We start from the raw sequence: 17,621 nt of genomic DNA, 5'->3' as shown, positions 1-17,621 counted from the left end.
TGCTGCCTACCTACAACACCAATGACTATGGGTATATCAGCGAGGGAGTTGAGTTTAGCGACAACACTTCTGGTGTGAATGCCAATATCTCGCGTAGGCGCACCACATCACCAATAACAATCAGTGCCGGGGATGATAATCCTTGCGCCGCAACTTGATCAGCTAACGTGGTCAGAGTGCCACTGGCCACTTGCTGCTGTTGGTGGCTGGCATACATCACCACCGCCGCAGGTGTGGTGGGCGCTTTGCCTCCAGTAATCAGTTGCTGACAAATGGTGGTCAGTTGCGTCATGCCCATCAGGATAATCAATGTACCTTCCAGTTTTGCCAGTGTTGCCCAATCCTGTGGCTCATTGCCCTGACGTAGATGGCCGGTAACCACATGAAAACCGGAGGCATAATCACGATGGGTCACCGGGATACCCGCATAGGCTAATCCACCGATAGCGGAGCTGATCCCCGGTACCACTTCAAACGGAATATCCGCCAGAGCCAGTGCTTCGGCTTCTTCTCCGCCACGGCCGAAGACATAAGGGTCACCGCCTTTTAGCCGCACCACATTCAAGCCGCGTTGAGCACAATCTACCAGAATTTCATTGATTTGCGGTTGTGGTACCAAATGATGGTTGGGTGTTTTGCCCACATTAATCATTTCACAACCGTCTGGTGCTTCAGCTAATAATTCCGCACAGACTAACCGATCATAGACCAGCGCTTCAGCACGACGAATGGTATGTAAGCCTTTTACTGTAATCAGTGCTGCATCCCCCGGCCCCGCACCGACTAGCCAAACTTTTCCACTTTTCATATTGCCTCTCATTGTGTGGCGAGGGCCGGTTGTACCGGCAGGTTGAGTGCCACGCGCAAGACATCACGGGCTATCATTAATTCTTCATTGGTATTGACGATGGCAACTTGTACCGGTGCGGTATCTTGCTGAATAAAGAACTCATTTCTCATGTTCTTTTCTTGATCCAGTTCAATACCCAGGAATGCCAGCGCTCGGCATATCTGCTGGCGGGCGCTACGTGAGTTTTCACCAATGCCGCCGGTAAAGATAAGCGCATCAATCCCCCCCAATTGCACGATATAGCTGCCAATCACTGCGCGGATCCGCTCAGCGAACAGTTCAAGAGCCAATGCTGCACGACGGTTGCCGTTGTCGGCTGCTTGTTCCACATCGCGATAATCATGAGAAATGCCGGAGATACCCAGCAAACCGGATTGGTTATTGATTAGATGGTTAATTTCAGCCGCACTTTTACCTTCTGTTTGCTGAATAAAAGGCAGAATAGACGGATCAATATCGCCGCTACGGGTGCCCATCATGACTCCTGCCTGGGGAGTAAATCCCATTGAGGTATTGATGGATTTCCCGTGGTCAATCGCGCAAATACTGGAACCATTGCCGAGATGGCAGGAGACAATACGTAGCGCTTCCAATGGCTGGCCCATGCGCTCAGCGCAGACCACACTGACATATTTATGACTGGTGCCGTGGAAGCCGTAACGACGAATTCCCAATTCTTCGTAATAGCGCCACGGCAGCGGATATAGATATGAAGCCTGACTCAATGTTTGATGGAATGCCGTATCAAATACGGCTACGGCACTGGCATGGGGTAGGGCAAGCTGGAACACACGAATACCTAATGCGTTCACCGGGTTATGCAGCGGCGCTAATGTGCCAAGCTGTTCAATTTTATCCAGTACTTGCGGGGTAATCAGTACCGAATCGGCAAAGGTTTCACCGCCGTGGGCAACACGATGACCGACGCCAATGATTTCGTCTAATGAGTCAATAATATTGTGCTCAATCAGCGCCCGAAGCAGGTGTTCAGCGCCTTGACGGCAATCCGCGATGGGTAAGGTTTCTCGCCATTGCACATCACCGACTCGCAGGTTAAATATCGCATCATCCATCCCAATGCGTTCAATTAATCCCTGACATAACACCTGCTCGTGATGTTGGCCGGTCTGTTCATTTAGCATGGAAAACAGCTGAAATTTCAACGAAGAACTGCCGGCGTTAATCGCCATAATCTTACCGGGCATGCGACTCTCCACAATTTTTTAAATAAGTCATAAGGTCAGTTAACCCCTCGCCGGTTTGCGCCGAGGTGATAAAAATATGTTGTGCGCCCGCTTGGGTCAGGCAATCCGCCGCCCAGCCCAGTTGGTCGGTGTGGCTGGCGGTATCGGCTTTACTGATGATGCCAATCACCGGTTTGTTGAAAACCTGCGCCAGCATTGGCGCAAACCAGCTTTGCGTGGCATCGGCATTTTGTACCAACCCCACCACATCGGCTTCACAAGCACTGGCTAATAACGCGCTGTATAAACAGCGGTTTTCCAGATATTCACCCGGCGTATCTATGGCATTGTCCTGCCAGATAATGGACTGGGTTTTCTGGTAGTTCAGCGCCTCACCGCGTAAGCGCTGAATCAGCGAGGTTTTGCCGCACTGACTGGGGCCAATCAACATGATGCGTTGCATGGCATCATGTCCGGGTCATCGGGCAGGCAGTGAATTTCATCATGTCGCCTAAGGTGTGAATCACCTGTTTCAACGCGTATTCCACCGCGGAAACATCGCCGGTAAACACTACGGCACCGGTAAATCGGTCAATAAAACCAATCTCGACTGCACCGGATTTGGTGGCGATATCACTGGCAATAATCGAGGCTTCACTGGGGGTAATAGTCAAAATACCAATGGCGCTGCTGACATCGTTTAGCCCTAGTTTTTTATAAAGCGCCTTGTTAGGGTTAGCTATCAGGTGCGCCAGGGTTATCTGTTTACCGGGAACATATTCCTGGATCACGCGCTCGGGGGTGCTATTTGCTTCCATCATGCCTCCTGAACTAACTGACGCCACAGCGCCTCATGGGGCCGTGGGATCACTGAGCTGTATATCAATAGTCCCTTTTCACCAGCACATTGGCTGGCGACCTCGACGGCGGTTTGCACATCGGCAATGTCACCGCTAAGCACCTGATAGCATTTGCCACCGATACCAAAAGCCATATGAATACGTACCAGAGTGACATTGGCGGCTTTCACTGCACGGTCGGCGGCGGTAATGCAGGCCACAACACTCCAGGTCTCCACCACACCTGCCGCCTGACGGTTTTCCACCGGATTCAGGCCACTGATGGCGGGTAATACTGATGGATGAAGATTGGGCAAAACGATGCTATCGACCAATAAATGACCGCTGTGCCGTTCGCCATTTTGTACCGACTGAGTCACCGCCCCGATATCACCTCCCACCATCAGCAAATATTTGCCGGGGCACAGGGTTTTGCTGACCAACAGGTCGACGTTGGCACTTTTTAGCATCAGGTCGCAGACTTCCATCCCTTTGGCAATACTGCTTAATTCAACAATTCCAATGGCTTGTGACATGCCGATTCCTCTTTAAAAAATACGGTTAGCCGCGACTTACAGTGATGGCACTGCCACTGATGGCGGTAACCACGCCGCTGATACTGGCGTGCAGTGGTGCACCCAAGGCGTTATGCGGGATTTGCCCAATTAATTGGCCCTGTTCTACTCGATCCCCCACTGCGACGAGGGCCTCTGCGGCAGCGCCGATATGCTGGCGCAAGGGCAATATCACCTGTTGCGGCTGATAGGGCTCCTCACTAAACGGCGCAGCCTGATACCAGTCGGTTAAATCCAAGCGGGCGATCAGCCGTGCTGTTGGCACCATGCGATATTTCGCCATCGGGTCAGCTTCGCGTAGTTCGCCTTGATAGCGGGCACCCTGCGCACGTAACTGAGTTTTCAGCAGGCGGTTAACGCGCATTGGCGAGATATCCACCGGGCAGGCATAGCTTTCACACAGACTGCATTCAGAGCAGGTCAGGGCGCTGAGCAAAATATCTGGCGTGGCGACTTGCTGATAGATAATCGCCCGAACCAACAGGTGCGGCGGTAATTCATGGCCGATAAGGTGACGTGGGCAGAGTTCGGTACACATGCGGCACTGTTCGCAGACGGTACGGGCGATGGCGAGCACATCCTTATCACTGCGGGCACGGCGGGTAATCAGCAAATGATCAGCAGGCAGTACCAGTAGGCCGCCAGTAGTTTTGGTGACGGGCTGATCAAGGTCATATAGGGCATGGCCCATCATCGGGCCACCATTAATATAAGCGGAATTATTAATGGTCGTGCCACCCGCCAAAGCCAACACTTCCCGCAGTGACGTGCCCAGTGGCACCGTCAAGGTTAATGGTCGAGCAACGGCGCCGTTCACTGTGAGAGTTCGGCGGGTGACCGGCCACTGCTGTTCAACGGCGCGGGCCACGTTGAGCAGGGTTTGCACGTTATTCACCACCACCCCAATGCTGATGGGCAGCGCCGCAGGTGGAACCCGGCGTCCGGTTGCCAGCCAGATGGTGATCACTTCATCTCCGGCGGGGTAAACATCGGGTAAAATATGCAACCGAATCTGTGGTGGCAGCAGCGGTGTCAGCGCTGCAACGGCCTCCTCATATTTAGCTTTCAGCGCAATGATGCCTTCGCATGCACCGGTGGCTTTCATGCCATACAGTACGCCGCGCACCAGCCGTGCCGCCTGACGTGGGATCAATTGCTGATCCACTTTCAACATCGGTTCACACTCAGCGGCATTGACCAGGAAAATCTCGGCCTGTGCCTGTAACTTCACTGCCGTGGGGAACCCGGCACCACCGGCTCCGACCACACCGGCGTCACGCACACGCTGTTGGATAGTCGCTGCATCACAGGGTGTCAGTTCGCCATAAGCGGGTGGCGAGTGCAGCACGTTGGCCTCTGGCATCTGTATATCACTCATAAAGCGCCTCGATAATCTCGCGGATATCCTGGTCGCTAGCTGGGCGCGGGTTGGTGCGCAATGTGACGTCGGCAAGGGCTGCTGCAATCATGTCGGGGAGATGTTGCTGCAATTGGCACTCATTAACTTCCATTGCCGCCAATGGCTGAGGTAACCCGCATTGGCGTTTTAGCTGCTCAATTTGGTGAACCAGCTGATTGACTGCACTGCGATCATCGCCATTGGCCGGGCTGAAATGGCATAATTTCGCCAATCTTGCATAGCGCTTACGCGCTCGCGCATCCACTGCGTTAAAGCGAATCACCGGCACCAGTAGCAAAGCATTCGCTAAGCCGTGAGCAATATGGAATTGCCCGCCCAGTTGGTGGGCGATGGCATGATTGATACCCAGCCCTGCCTGACTGAATGCTATGCCGGCCAGCGTCGAGGCATTGTGCATTTTGCCGCGGGTTATCAGGCAGTCACCTTGACGGCAGGCGGTTGCCAGATGGCGAAATACCAGTTGCACCGCTTTTTCTGCCAATGCATCGGTAAAATCACTGGCGCGTGGTGATACATAGGCCTCCAGCGCATGAGTCAACACATCCAATCCGGTATTGGCGGTAATGACGGGGGGGACGCTTGTCACCAATGCGGCGTCCAAAATGGCGATATCAGGATAAATTTCATCGTCAAATATCGGATATTTAATACTTTTCTCTGGATCACTTATTACACAAGCGCTGGTGACCTCAGAGCCAGTCCCGCTGGTGGTCGGGATGGCGATACAGGTTTCTATCTCCAGCCCTTGTTTACGGCTAAACCAGACAATGGCTTTGGCGGCATCCAGTGCCGAACCACCGCCAAAACCGATCACTATGTCGGGGCGCAGTGCTTGCATCTGCTCAATCCCCTTTACCACGGTGGCGATATTCGGATCCGGCGTGATATCGCTGAACAGGGTAATCTGGTTATCGGCTGACAAGGCTTGCCTCAGTTTATCCAGCAGCGGAGAGGTGGCTAAAAAGCCATCGCAAACTATCCAGATTTTGCGCTGATGAAAGCGTTGCAGCACCTTGAGGCTGCCCTCCCCGCTATAAATGCGTGTTTGCAGGAAAAAAGTTTTCATACATCCTCGCTCAGCGAATAGAGAAACCATTAGTCAGTACACAGCGGCGTTGACGTGCAAAGGTACGCGCCGAGGTAGTACCCTCACCGGTCGGGGTGGCAATAGTAAAGGTGGTAAAGCCTTCACCGCCGACACCTATCCCGGCATAGGACGGACCATTTTTGACAAAAATGGAGGTTTGCAACAAACGTGCAGCCAGATTCAAGCGCGAGACATTTTGCGAGTGCATGGTTGCGGTATGATGCAGACCGCCCTCGACGTGCAATGCCAATGTCAGGGCCGCATCAAAATCCTTTACCCGCACCACCGGTAACAGCGGCATCAATTGTTCAGTGGTAACCAGTGGGTCGTCACCAGCCACTTCGACCAGCAACAGGCGCGGGGCTTTAGCCGGGCAGGTGATGCCAGCTGCTTTCAACAGTTCAACCGAGCTTTTACCCACCAAATTTTTATTGGCATGGCCCTGCGGCGTCAGACAGGCTTTGCGTAAGCTGTCGACCTCTTGCGGATTGCTTATCAGTAATGCATCAAAGGCCTGCATCTGTTGCAATAAACGGTCAGCAACACTTTCCACCACGATCAGGCTTTTTTCTGCAATGCACGGCAGGTTGTAGTCAAATGAAGCCCCCGCCACGATATCCTGCGCCGCTTTAACTAACTCAGCGGTTTCATCTACCAGACAAGGTGGGTTACCCGCCCCGGCACCAATCACTTTCTTGCCGCTTTTCATGCCCATCGCCACAATGGCCGGGCCACCAGTAATCGCGAGCAAGGCAATTTTGTCGTGTGCCATCATCTGTTGGGTGGCTTCGAAGCTCGGTTCTTTTACTGTCACCACCAGATTGCGAATGCCGCAACTGTTGAAAATGATCTCTTCAATTTGGGCGATGAGATCCAGTGACACGGCTTTAGCGCCAGGATGGGGGCTGAAATAGACGGCATTACCCGCAGCTAACATACTGATACTGTTATTAATAATAGTTTCGGTTGGGTTAGTGCTGGGGGCGACGGAACCAATAACGCCGAAGGGTGAATACTCGAATAACACCATGCCGCCATCACCGGTCAGGGCGGTGGTAGATAAGTCTTCAATACCCGGTGTGTTTTCCAGTGCAGCTCTGTTTTTCAGGAGTTTATCTTCTTTATTACCCATGCCGGTTTCACTGGCACCGCGCTCGGACAGAGAGACAAGTTGTGGTTTTAATTGCTCACGGATAGCGCGGATAATGGCGCTGCGAGTTTTCATCGGGCTTTGCTGATAGCGCAAAAACGCGCTGTGAGCAGCATTAATGGCTTCATCCACGCTGGCAAAAATAGCGCTGGAGGCAGAAGCCTTGACCGGCGTCAGTTGCTCGGTGAGGATAGTGCGAATGAGCGATTCAAGGTCATTGGTATTCATTATTCATTCCTCAGATGTAAAGCCGATATGGCCGCTTCTGCTATGTGCATATCTTGTTTGACGCTACCGCCGCTTATCCCTAAACCGCCCACCAATTGGCCGTCGAGCCATAATGGGTAGCCACCACCAAAACTCACCACTTTGCCGCCAGTGCTGGCTTCTAACTGGAACAAATCGGCCCCCGGTTGAATAGCAGCACTGAGTTGGTGGGTAGCGGTTTTCATAGCGACAGCGGTCCAGGCCTTTTTCGGTGCCAGCTCGCTGCTTACCAGCAGGGTATCGGGCATGCGGTAGGTCATAATCATGTTGCCGTGGCGGTCGGCCAGTGCCACAACCACGGGAATTTGTAATTTCATGGCGGCTTCAACCGCTAACTTAACCAGCTGGTGAACGTCAGAAAATCCAAGTCCAGCGCTCGCGGGCTGGGTGGTCGTTACGGGTTTCTCAGTGGTTGCGGCTAAATAGCGCGCCACCACGGTTTGTGCTGTTTGTTGCAATGCCTGACGTTGGTCTTCATCGCGGGCCAGGGCATACAAGCAGTCCGACAGCCGGTTGAGATACTGCAATAACACCGGACGCACCGGCACTTGCTCGGCCAGTTCGATTAACCGCCGCTCGCAGCGCCGCGCCAAGGTGCGGGCAAAATGTAAGCGGCTCCCAGCTTCAGTGTTACCGGGCAAGATAAAACCGTGCACCGGTGGCAGTTGCGCCATGCAGCGGTCTACCGCTTGTTCCAGCGCTTGAATGTCGGATTCGCGAATACTTTTTCGCCCGCTGGGTGGGGTTTCGATGCCCTCACTGGCCAGCTCGGCGCTGAAATAAAACAGCTGATGTTGTACGGCATCGAGTAACTGAAGGTTTTCTTCACCTTGTGCCACGCGGGCACACAGGCTCAGTGCTGCATTCAGTTCATCCAAGGTGCCGTAGGTTTCCACCCGAGGATGACTTTTTTTGACGCGTTGCCCGGTGAACAGGGCGGTAGTGCCCGCATCACCTGTTTTGGTATAGATGCTCATATAATCACCGCTTAATCAGTAAGAGCATTCATCGACGATGGCGACAATCGCCAGGTCGATGGCATCATTCGGTTCGGCGAAAACGCGCCGAGCGCTGGAACCACCGGACAGCAGCACCAACTCACCTTGACCTGCGCCAACAGAGTCGACCGCCACTTCATCCGGCGTGTTGCTGTCCGGGGGCAATGAGCCATCACCGGCGACACGGCGCACCAGCAGCAGTTTCTTACCGATCAGCGTCGGCGACTTTTGTGTTGAAACCACCGAACCTACCACTCGGGCCAGTTGCATGATTTACTCCTGCCTTAATAGTTGAATGTGACGGGCTGGCAGTGTTTCCTGCGCCAGCGATGTAACCAACGTAGAGCTGGCAATCAGCAACCAGCCGGGGTCAAGTGTGGCAATATCCCGATAACTCAATACCTTCCCGGCATATAGCCGTACCGCCAGACCTTGGTTGTCACTGAAAGTTAGCGGCAACGGGCGCAGTGCCGTCATGGGCAGGGCGGGTAGCAGCTGACGGTGCAGGCTGATATGCACTTTCATGCCCCACGACCAGGCCTCGTTCAAGGCCACCACCGCAGGACAGGTGGTATCGAACTGTGCCAGCTGATAGATAAACGCCAAATCCGGCAACATTAAATGCAGCGTGGCATGGTGCAGGAATACCGATGTATCCAGCCCGGCGCGTAGCTGAGGCAATAGCAGGGCGTGAACCCGGCGTTCGCGCTCAGCCAACCGCGTGACAATCTGGCTGACCAGCTGTTCGGTTTGCGCCTGAGTCAGATTCATGGCTGCGTTGTCCGTGTAAGGGGGAGCAACGTTGCAAAAGCCGCCGGGTCATCGGCTCCGGCGGCATTGGCCTCGTCGGTATCAATGTGCATTTCCAGTTTCATCTGGGGTGAAACGCGGATAGCAACATCATCCATGATCAACCGGCGGCCACTGCCGTGGATGGCCACTTGCACCCGGTCGCCGTGTTTGACCCGATAGATAAGGGCATCCAGTGGCGACATATGGATATGGCGTAATGCCACAATCACACCCTGTGGCAATTCCAGCTCACCATAGGCGCTGACCAGCCGTATAGCTGGCGTGTCGTCCAGATTGCCCGACATCCGCAGGGGAGCATTGATACCCAGAGTGCGGGCGTCGGTACGGGAGATCTCAACCTGACTGTGGCTGCGCAGTGGCCCCAGAATACGGACATTCTTCAAGCTGCCTTTCGGCCCGACCAAGATCACTGTCTGAGCGGAGGCGAACTGGCCGGGCTGGAGCAGTGATTTTTTCTCAATCAGCGGCTGATCGGGGAACAATTGTTGGTAATCCTGCACCGAGAGGTGCAGGTGTCGATTGGAAACCCCAAGCGGGATCGGACGAAGACGCATTTCGTCGAGGATCTTACTGACAACGGTTTCCAGTAACGCTTTTTCCATCAGACTTTTCCTCGTTTACCCAAGTGAATACAGCGAAAGCGAGGCTCACCTTTATGGCGTCGGCAAGCCGGGTCGAGGCAGAGATTGCAGCTCACACGAGGAGCTGGCGGGGCCTCACTTTCTGCACTTTGTCTTGCGACATTCAAATCCATTATTGCCACACCCAAGGCAATTTCTGGTTCATCGTCGGTGGCGATATCAGCAGGTCGTGGGGCTTCTGCTTGATCGCACTCCTCGATAGTAGGGCTTTCTGTAATAACCTCTTCGGCGACAACCTGTTGTGCAGGTTCGCTTAAGGTGGTGGCTTCAGTAGCGGCTGGCTCAAGGTGTGGCGCTTGCCAATACGCCATTAGGGGATCTGCCGGACGGGCCAGCACCGCACTTGAGACCAGCCCTTGATGCAGTTGGGCAAAGGCGGCTCCGGTACTGATTGCCGCCTGAACGGAAGCCACATCACCGGTCAGACGGATTAACATCCAGCCGGAGCCGTTGGTTTTTTCTATTCCGCTAAGGGTGACGGATGCCGCTTTTGCCATGACATCCGCTGCACCAATCGCCAGCGCCAGACCGCTAACTTCAAGTAAACCCAGTGACGTTTTCACGCGGTGCTCCTCTTCTTACCCTTAGGCAGAGGTCGGTAAAATGGCTTCTACATCGCTGTGTGGGCGTGGGATCACATGGCAAGATTTCACTTCACCCACTGCGCTGGCCGCCGCAGAACCGGCATCAACCGCCGCTTTAACTGCGCCGACATCGCCGCGAACCATGACAGTCACCAAGCCGGAGCCGATTTTTTCGTATCCGACGAGCTGTACGTTGGCAGATTTGACCATGGCATCAGCCGCTTCGATGGCAGCGACCAGCCCTTTGGTTTCGATTAATCCCAGTGCGTTGTTCATAGATATGAGTTCCTTGTTAATTTGAAAGTGATTACTTAAACGGTAAACCTTTGACTAATCGGGCGGCGTTATTGCCTAGCCGCCGCAATGGGTCTTCGTCTTGTGCCAGTGGCTGCCGGAACAGCGGGCTGGCGGGGGGTAAATGACGAAAATGCACGATAACTTCGTCGGCAGAACATGCCAGCCCTACCAATAGTGGTGAGCGGGTCGCCGCCTGCCAGGCGCGGAGAATGGCATCCGTGTCATCGTCTTGCTGCCACTGCCAGGGAATGCCTTCTTCCTCAATCCCGAGTAACACTTGGTGCCAGACCGCCTCGGGTGTTGGCGAGGTCAAGCTGATAACAATTGCGGGTGCATCTTGGATAAAGTTCATACGTGATTCTCCCGTTGCCAGGACAGAATCAATCCGGTGGCAACCGCATTACGCGGGCCTTCGCTAGCGCGGATATTGCCGCGACCGGCCACCAGCTTGTAGTGAGAAAGGGCATCGGTGACCAATTGCGGGATTTCGAAGTCCAGCGACGAGCCGCCAACCAGCACCACGAAGGGGATATCGCGGATATTGCCGGTCGGACTGACTTGACGTAGAGCGCGAAGCGCATTGGTGACAAACACTCGCTCTTTAGCGCTGCGGCGGATATTGCGCACTTTTTCCAGCGCGTAATCTCCCGGCAGTGGCACCAACCCTTCCGGTTTAACCACCACTAATCGGGCAAAAACTTCGGGTGGCAGCGGTTGTGGGAAGAACTGAACGCTGCCGTCTTCGTGGCGCAGGTGGAACAGACTTTCCACTTTTGCCAAGGGGTATTTTTTGATGTCTTCGGCCAAATAGCGGTCTTGGAGATCCAGCTCAGAGGCGATTATCATCGTGACCATATCGCCAGCACCCGCCAGATGGGTGGCAACAATTTGACTTTGCGCATTGATGATTGAGGCGTCGGTAGACCCGGCCCCTAAATCGAGGATGGCGAGTGGCCGTCGCGTCCCTGGTGTGGTCAGCGCGCCGAGTATCGCCGCTTCGGCTTCCGCCCCCCCGACCTGTACATCAATATTCAGCGTCTTTTCGATTTCACTGGCGATATGTGCCATTTGTAAGCGGTCAGATTTCACCATAGAGGCAATACCCACTGCCTGTTCGAGTGAGAACTCACCCGCCAGCCCCCCAATGACATTGATCGGCACCGCCGTATCAACTGCCAGCAAATCCTGAATGAAGATCTCATTGGTCGGTTTGTTGGTCAGTTCCGCCATCGTTTGGCGGACGTGTTCGAGCATGCCGCCGATATTAGTCCCCGCTTCGCCACTGACATTATCCAGATGTCGGAAGCTGTTGACGGCGGTCATGATGGCTTCAGCACCGGTTGCGACATCCACCCGTACTGTGCGACCGTTAGCAAATAGCTCCAGATGCCCAGCCGGAATGGCGCGGGCTTTAACATCACCCTCCGGGGTTTTCACCACCACCGCGGAGCGCGTGCCAATCAAAGCCCGCGCCACCGGAACGATATTTTTGGTTTCTTCAGCACTCAATCCGAACACCGTGGCAATACCATAAGGGTTAGAGAGGGTTTCAATCACCTGACCCGGCATGGCTACTTCAACCGCCGCCAGCATCCCCATTGGGATCCGGTCGATATGCAGCACCTCATCCACGATGGGCATGGGTTGTGTGAGGCGGTTACTGACCAGTACACCATCATCCCGTTGCAGGATAATCGCGGTAATGCGGTATCCCGCACCGTTAGCAGCATTGACCACGGCCGCCACATCAGCAAAGTCAACCGCAGAGGGCACCACCAGAATGTAAGGCTGGTTAGGGTCTCGTGTGACTAACTCATCAATCGTGATGGTCAGCCCAACGCCTAATCCCAGCCCACCGGGAGTTTTAGGGTTGTGACCGATCATGGTGGATTCAGTGATAATGGTTTCAGTTATGGTTTCCATCGCCACATCACCAATAACCGGGGTCGCCTCGTTGATGCGGATAAGATTGATATCGCTGAGTGCGATACCTGCCTTTTCCACCAACATATTCAGCGCCTTAGTGATGCCAAAAATGTTGCGCTGCGTCCCTTTGATACCCGTAGTTTCGGTTAGGGTACTGGTAACAAAGTGCAACTGACCCTCAGTCGTGCATTGTGCCAATGCGACTTCTGTTGATGAGTTGCCGATGTCGACCCCGACGATGTAATCCATATCCCGTTCCTCTATACCCTTCATCTTTCGAGTTGCAGCGGTGTTGGCTGCGCTCAGTTACCCCAGTCACTTACTTGAGTAAGCTCACGGGAATGCTTTCTCTTACCGCCTACCTGCAACACGAAATCTAATGGGTATAACAATTGGCCAATTGATTAACCTATACTGCTGACATATCCCGAGGCCTCGATCTGGAGCAGAGAGGATAGGCAGAAGAGTAAAGCGTCCGCGCCAGGACGGCGCGGCTCGAGCCCCAAGGAAGGGTTTACGGCGTCTTTACGATCGGCCTGTTCTCTCTGCCATGGGCACATTGTTATAACCCTCTGAGAAATTGATTAATCGTCGCCTTTTAGCTTTTTGCGCTGGACATACAAAACGGCAGCTTCGCGCACGAAAGCGGCACAAATGGTCGCTTTGTAGGTCTGTTCCAGGTCATCGGCGATGGCATTCAGCTCTTCTTTACTTGAGCGGAATGGTCGCAAGGCGTTATAGATATCCAGTACCTTGTCATCCGGTACGGCGGTCAGTTCCGCTGCGCGTTCGAAGTTCATTGCCAACAGCGGGCGGCCTGCGTCTTTGGCAATGGATGCCTGAATTCGCAGAATTTCCGGGGTAATACGTAAATCTTGTGAAGTCACACTGCCGTTTAAAACATTCGCCAGTGTCAGATCATCCAGTGTTTTATTGGTGGCGGTTTTCACCCAGTCAGGGTGTTTATTCGCCAATGGATAATCAGATACTTTGGCATCACTGCGCGAGCTGGCCGCTGGAGCACAAGCGGCAGTTGGCGTTTGGCCTTGCAAGCTGTTCATCTTGCTCAGCACATCGCGAACCATGGATTCAATAGCTTCGGAATTCATTGTGTTTTCCTTTGTTAAAGCGCCACCCGGAGTTCCTGAGGATTCTTGCCGGTCACCACATATTTGGTTTCTTTAATGTGCAGAATCGCGGATTTGGCCTGATATTTTGGTCGTGCCATTTGATCATTCAGGGTCGGAACCGGTTGTGGTGATTCCCGTTTAGCGTAGCGAGCGGCGTTTTTACCAATCAAACGATAGGTTTCCAGCGTCAGCAGCGGGGCCTGTGGGAACAGCTCCAGGTTAGAAAGTGGCGGCAGACCTTGCTGATGGATGACCGTGGTACCTTTTGACTGGATGCCAATAGAGATCCCCGAGCCACTCAGGCGGTTACCCTCGACAGCAACAAAAGCCACATCGGAGGATTTAAAGCAGCGGATAACCCGCGCTTTTATCCCTTCCTCTTCGATACCGGCAATCAGTTCACGCAAAATATTCTTGTGCGGAATGCCAACGATATTGGCTGTTTGCGACAAGCCAAATGCCGGGCCGACAGCAATAATCACTTCATCTTGATGGGTACCGGGGCGGGCTTCACCCACTTCAGTGAGAAAATCCCCTGACGCCACGGCAGTCGCTGTCGTAGGTTGGGTATCTTGCTTAAAGGAGACGGTATTGTTGTCCCCCTGCATTTCCTGCAATACGCCTTCAATAATTTGGCGTAACAGTTTTTCGTTAATATCCACCATCTCGTGAACCCCTTAGCCAAGCTCATTCGGATCAAGCGCGTTTGGAATATTTTTAATTTCTTCCCAACGTGCACCTTCCAGCCGGTAACCGGTAGCTGGCCCCGCGTAGTCATTGACGTCATTCACCGCTGACAACACCTGGTTATCACCTTTGATGATCGCCGAGGTATGCAGGTAGTCGCCGGCGATTTTGGCTTTCTGGATGTTGAGCATGTCCTGCGCCACATCTTCAAAGCCGCCTTGCGCCAAGGCTTTCACCACTTCCAGACCGGTGCGGTTTTTGCTGATAATTTCCTGAGCGAACTTGATATCTTCAACAATATTGCGTTCCGGCATGTCTTTTGAGCCGTGGGCGTAGGTCGCCGCAATCACTTCTTCGTCGGTAATTGGGGGTAAACCCATCCCAGCGAATACCGCTTGCAGAGCGCGCGCAGCTTTATTACGAATTGCCACGACGTCGGCTTCCAATACTGGGCGCAGGCCACCATCGACTTTCAGGTCGCGCTGCAACACGTTGTAATCGTCAAAGTCTTCGGCATCTTCGTTGGAGCCAGCGAACATGTTGTCGTAGTTCGGCACCGCGGAATAACCAGAGGAGATAAAGTCAGTCCCTGGCAGGAACTGCATTAGCAGGCGAGCGGTACGACGCATATCCGAGTGAGTAAAGGTTTGGTCGTTACTGGATGCACATTCCAAATCCAGCGCTGAGCAAATCAGGTTTTCTGCCAAAATGGCGCGAATGCCCGATGGCACCGCTGACGGCACGCCGACACAACTGACGGAGCCGTTTTGCAGCCCCTGAACCCCGGCAGCTTTGGTGATATAAATACAGCGCGCTTCGAGATACAGCATGGATTTGCCTTCGGCATAGCCCATTTGCACTTCGGAGCCAGAGCCGGAGGTGAAGCGCATTTTCAAACCGCGTGATGCATAAGACGACGCGAGGAAACCTTTCGACCACGGCGTGTCATCGCCGTCGGTAAATACCGGTTCAGTGCCATAAACCGAGATAGTTTCGGCATAACAGGTGTGGCCCAACATCCCCAGTTTCAGTTCAGTGGCTTCTTCGAGAGAACATTGCGTCAGTACCCCTGGGCGGCCAACTTGCGAACCGACCAACAGTGCAATGGCGTTGAATGGCGCATAACGGGCTACCGCCACCGTAGTTTCTTGCTCATCGAAACCACGGAATGCGCCTTCCGCGGCATCGGCGGCAATTTGCACCGGGTTATCTTTTACGTTGGTGACGTGAGCTTGTTGTGATGGTGTCCGACGAGCGCGCATTTTCTGCATCGACATCATCATCTCCACCACGTTCATGTGCGACACCACCTCGACGATTTTGGCCGGTGTCATGGCGGTCGTCAGCGGAACAATGGTGCGGCGCGACACGTTGGGGTCACACAACATATTGGCCAGCTTGATGGAATCCATCTTCATCACTTCTTCCGCATGGGCCAGATTGATACCGTAGCGGGCGATAAAGTGGTCGATCAGGTCAAAACTGCTTTGTGGTTTGCGATCAAGTTCTGTTACCACACCATTGACAATCTTGATGGAAGGTTTCGGATCATTCGGGCTTTCCATGGCAATAAAGCCTTCCTCGATCCACTCTTTGACAAAACCGTCCTGATTAACCGGGCGTTTCGCCAATGCTTCAAATCTTTTCGATTTCATGAAACAGCCTCACTGTGGCGTCAGATATAAGAAGGGCGGTCGTTTTTCGGTTCAGCACCTAAAGTTGCTAATACCGTTTTGCCGATCTCACGGGCAGAAATCACTGCCTGACGGACTGCACCAGAATCGCCGGAGATAACCAGAATCACTTCGTTACTAAAGCTGGTGCCCTGCGCGGGAGAGCTGTAAGCCACCACATCAACATTGGCGGATTTCACTGCGGTATCGGCCATCAGAACACCAATGGAAGCCGGTGCGCCGACAATCACGCCGCAAGAACGGCCCAGCGGTGCACCGAATGCTTTTTCCAGTGCATGGCTGGCACGCGCGCTGTATTGCAATTCGATATGACCCGCTTCATTGGCATAAACATCACCAAATGTGCGGTCTAGCTCTTTCAATGCCACTTCAACGGCACGTTTCACGTCGGAAACATCGTCACCACCGAAGATAATGAGCGAGCCATGACCAGCACCGCCTTTGGTATCGCGTGGTAATTCAATGCTGACTACTTCGGTATTGGTGGCTTTTACTGCTTCATCGGCGGCCATAATGTGCGGGCCAGCACCAGTACGAGCGCCCAAAATACCAATGGAGCGATAGCGTTTTTCTAGCTTCATCGCGTCCAGCAGGGCGCTGTCGACGTTGGCGATCACCAGTCCGACCGTGTCACCGATCGCGGTTCCAACAAATTCCGTTAAACTGCAAGTTTTTTCAGCCATAGCCGTATCTCGTTGTTTATAGGATGGTTGTTTATAGGATGGTTGTGCAGAAGACGCCGGGGCGTGTTCACTCACTTTTGCTATCACCTGCGCCATGATTTGGTCGACCAGGTCATTGCTTTTCATTAGCTATTTCCCTTTGGTAAGTTTCCTTTGGGAAGAAAGGCCTCAACATCGGTATGTGGCCGTGGGATCACATGAGTTGATTTCACTTCACCTACGTTGGCAGCCGCGATAGCGCCTGCATCAGTGGCCGCTTTAACCGCTCCCACATCACCACGGACGATGACAGTGACCAGACCGGAGCCAATTTTTTCGTAGCCTACCAACGTCACATTGGCCGATTTCACCATGGTGTCAGCAGCCTCGATGGCCGCAACCAGCCCTTTGGTTTCCACCATTCCTAGTGCTTCTTGTTGCATATATACCTCGACGAATATCAGGTGCCCTTACCCGTCATACTTCAAGCTGCATATACGTTGGCTGCTTTCGCTCACCCGAATCACTTACCTGAGTAAGTTCATCGGGATTGACTTAATTGCGACCTTCCTGCAACTCGAATTATGTAGGGTATTGTTTTAACTTGAATTGTTATGTTCAGTTATATTCAGTAATAACGTTGTCAGGTTCGTGCTGAGACTGAATATACAAACAAGCAATGAAAAAGAATGGCTGTATTGAATTTACTGGCGGGAATGGTTAGCGACGAAATAACAAATTATTGTCATGAGATAATTTAACTGATTATTTTATAAGCCTATTTATTAATGGATAGGTGACAATAATTAGTTTTTAC

At 53.2% G+C, this 17,621-nt stretch carries 21 protein-coding genes; all 21 read right to left on the bottom strand.

The genetic code is table 11. The annotated features are described in order from the left end of the window. Positions 1–25 precede the first annotated feature (25 nt). A complete protein-coding gene (cobA, locus tag ACF3VQ_RS13440) occupies positions 26–808 on the bottom strand; it encodes a uroporphyrinogen-III C-methyltransferase (RefSeq protein ID WP_392431507.1) in 783 nt (260 codons plus the stop codon). A gap of 8 nt (positions 809–816) precedes the next feature. Next, complete coding sequence (locus tag ACF3VQ_RS13435; protein WP_392431505.1) at positions 817–2,055, bottom strand: acetate/propionate family kinase; 1,239 nt, start codon at positions 2,053–2,055, stop codon at positions 817–819. Continuing rightward, entirely contained in the window at positions 2,045–2,497 is a 453-nt protein-coding gene (locus tag ACF3VQ_RS13430; protein WP_392431504.1) for a EutP/PduV family microcompartment system protein, read from the bottom strand. Before ACF3VQ_RS13430 ends, ACF3VQ_RS13435 begins: the two co-directional genes overlap by 11 nt. 4 nt (positions 2,498–2,501) lie before the next feature. Continuing rightward, complete coding sequence (pduU, locus tag ACF3VQ_RS13425; RefSeq protein WP_005157716.1) at positions 2,502–2,852, bottom strand: propanediol utilization microcompartment protein PduU; 351 nt, start codon at positions 2,850–2,852, stop codon at positions 2,502–2,504. After that, positions 2,852–3,409 (bottom strand): BMC domain-containing protein, encoded by a 558-nt coding sequence (locus ACF3VQ_RS13420; RefSeq protein WP_004699367.1) that lies wholly within the window; start codon positions 3,407–3,409, stop codon positions 2,852–2,854. The genes pduU and ACF3VQ_RS13420 overlap by 1 nt, the downstream gene beginning before the upstream one ends. Before the next feature lie 25 nt (positions 3,410–3,434). Continuing rightward, entirely contained in the window at positions 3,435–4,826 is a 1,392-nt protein-coding gene (locus ACF3VQ_RS13415; protein WP_392431502.1) for a 4Fe-4S dicluster domain-containing protein, read from the bottom strand. Further along, complete coding sequence (locus ACF3VQ_RS13410; protein ID WP_392431500.1) at positions 4,819–5,934, bottom strand: 1-propanol dehydrogenase PduQ; 1,116 nt, start codon at positions 5,932–5,934, stop codon at positions 4,819–4,821. The genes ACF3VQ_RS13415 and ACF3VQ_RS13410 overlap by 8 nt, the downstream gene beginning before the upstream one ends. Before the next feature lie 10 nt (positions 5,935–5,944). Beyond that, entirely contained in the window at positions 5,945–7,333 is a 1,389-nt protein-coding gene (locus tag ACF3VQ_RS13405) for an aldehyde dehydrogenase family protein (RefSeq protein WP_392431498.1), read from the bottom strand. After that, positions 7,333–8,349, bottom strand: coding sequence for a cob(I)yrinic acid a,c-diamide adenosyltransferase (locus ACF3VQ_RS13400; protein ID WP_392431496.1), 1,017 nt, complete (start codon positions 8,347–8,349; stop codon positions 7,333–7,335). Before ACF3VQ_RS13400 ends, ACF3VQ_RS13405 begins: the two co-directional genes overlap by 1 nt. Positions 8,350–8,364: 15 nt before the next feature. Further along, positions 8,365–8,640 (bottom strand): EutN/CcmL family microcompartment protein, encoded by a 276-nt coding sequence (locus tag ACF3VQ_RS13395; protein ID WP_004699362.1) that lies wholly within the window; start codon positions 8,638–8,640, stop codon positions 8,365–8,367. 3 nt (positions 8,641–8,643) lie between these two features. After that, complete coding sequence (gene pduM, locus ACF3VQ_RS13390; protein WP_392431494.1) at positions 8,644–9,141, bottom strand: microcompartment protein PduM; 498 nt, start codon at positions 9,139–9,141, stop codon at positions 8,644–8,646. Further along, positions 9,138–9,785 carry a phosphate propanoyltransferase gene (locus ACF3VQ_RS13385; protein ID WP_392431492.1) on the bottom strand — a complete coding sequence of 216 codons (648 nt, stop codon included), beginning with the start codon at positions 9,783–9,785 and terminating at the stop codon, positions 9,138–9,140. Before ACF3VQ_RS13385 ends, pduM begins: the two co-directional genes overlap by 4 nt. Then, entirely contained in the window at positions 9,785–10,387 is a 603-nt protein-coding gene (locus ACF3VQ_RS13380) for a BMC domain-containing protein (RefSeq protein WP_392431490.1), read from the bottom strand. Before ACF3VQ_RS13380 ends, ACF3VQ_RS13385 begins: the two co-directional genes overlap by 1 nt. 21 nt (positions 10,388–10,408) lie before the next feature. Beyond that, the gene (gene pduJ / locus ACF3VQ_RS13375; RefSeq protein WP_004388818.1) at positions 10,409–10,684 is read right to left on the bottom strand and encodes a propanediol utilization microcompartment protein PduJ; all 276 of its coding nucleotides are present in this window, start codon (positions 10,682–10,684) and stop codon (positions 10,409–10,411) included. A 31-nt stretch (positions 10,685–10,715) separates the two neighbouring features. Next, positions 10,716–11,057: a glycerol dehydratase reactivase beta/small subunit family protein gene (locus ACF3VQ_RS13370; RefSeq protein WP_392431487.1), complete on the bottom strand. Its 342-nt coding sequence runs from the start codon at positions 11,055–11,057 to the stop codon at positions 10,716–10,718. Further along, positions 11,054–12,880: a diol dehydratase reactivase subunit alpha gene (locus ACF3VQ_RS13365; RefSeq protein ID WP_392431485.1), complete on the bottom strand. Its 1,827-nt coding sequence runs from the start codon at positions 12,878–12,880 to the stop codon at positions 11,054–11,056. The genes ACF3VQ_RS13370 and ACF3VQ_RS13365 overlap by 4 nt, the downstream gene beginning before the upstream one ends. Before the next feature lie 335 nt (positions 12,881–13,215). Next, a complete protein-coding gene (pduE, locus tag ACF3VQ_RS13360; RefSeq protein ID WP_005157693.1) occupies positions 13,216–13,740 on the bottom strand; it encodes a propanediol dehydratase small subunit PduE in 525 nt (174 codons plus the stop codon). A gap of 14 nt (positions 13,741–13,754) precedes the next feature. Beyond that, positions 13,755–14,423 carry a propanediol/glycerol family dehydratase medium subunit gene (locus tag ACF3VQ_RS13355; RefSeq protein WP_392435582.1) on the bottom strand — a complete coding sequence of 223 codons (669 nt, stop codon included), beginning with the start codon at positions 14,421–14,423 and terminating at the stop codon, positions 13,755–13,757. Positions 14,424–14,438: 15 nt separating this feature from the next. Beyond that, a complete protein-coding gene (gene pduC, locus ACF3VQ_RS13350; RefSeq protein ID WP_392431483.1) occupies positions 14,439–16,103 on the bottom strand; it encodes a propanediol dehydratase large subunit PduC in 1,665 nt (554 codons plus the stop codon). A 20-nt stretch (positions 16,104–16,123) separates the two neighbouring features. Beyond that, complete coding sequence (gene pduB / locus ACF3VQ_RS13345; protein WP_019080985.1) at positions 16,124–16,951, bottom strand: propanediol utilization microcompartment protein PduB; 828 nt, start codon at positions 16,949–16,951, stop codon at positions 16,124–16,126. Beyond that, entirely contained in the window at positions 16,951–17,247 is a 297-nt protein-coding gene (gene pduA / locus ACF3VQ_RS13340) for a propanediol utilization microcompartment protein PduA (protein ID WP_005157689.1), read from the bottom strand. Before pduA ends, pduB begins: the two co-directional genes overlap by 1 nt. Between the last annotated feature and the right edge of the window lie 374 nt (positions 17,248–17,621).

The sequence above is a fragment of the Yersinia fenwicki genome, from assembly GCF_043099325.1.
Taxonomy (GTDB): domain Bacteria; phylum Pseudomonadota; class Gammaproteobacteria; order Enterobacterales; family Enterobacteriaceae; genus Yersinia.
Note: the sequence above shows the minus strand (reverse complement) of the source record. Positions and strands in the feature narration are given on the sequence as shown.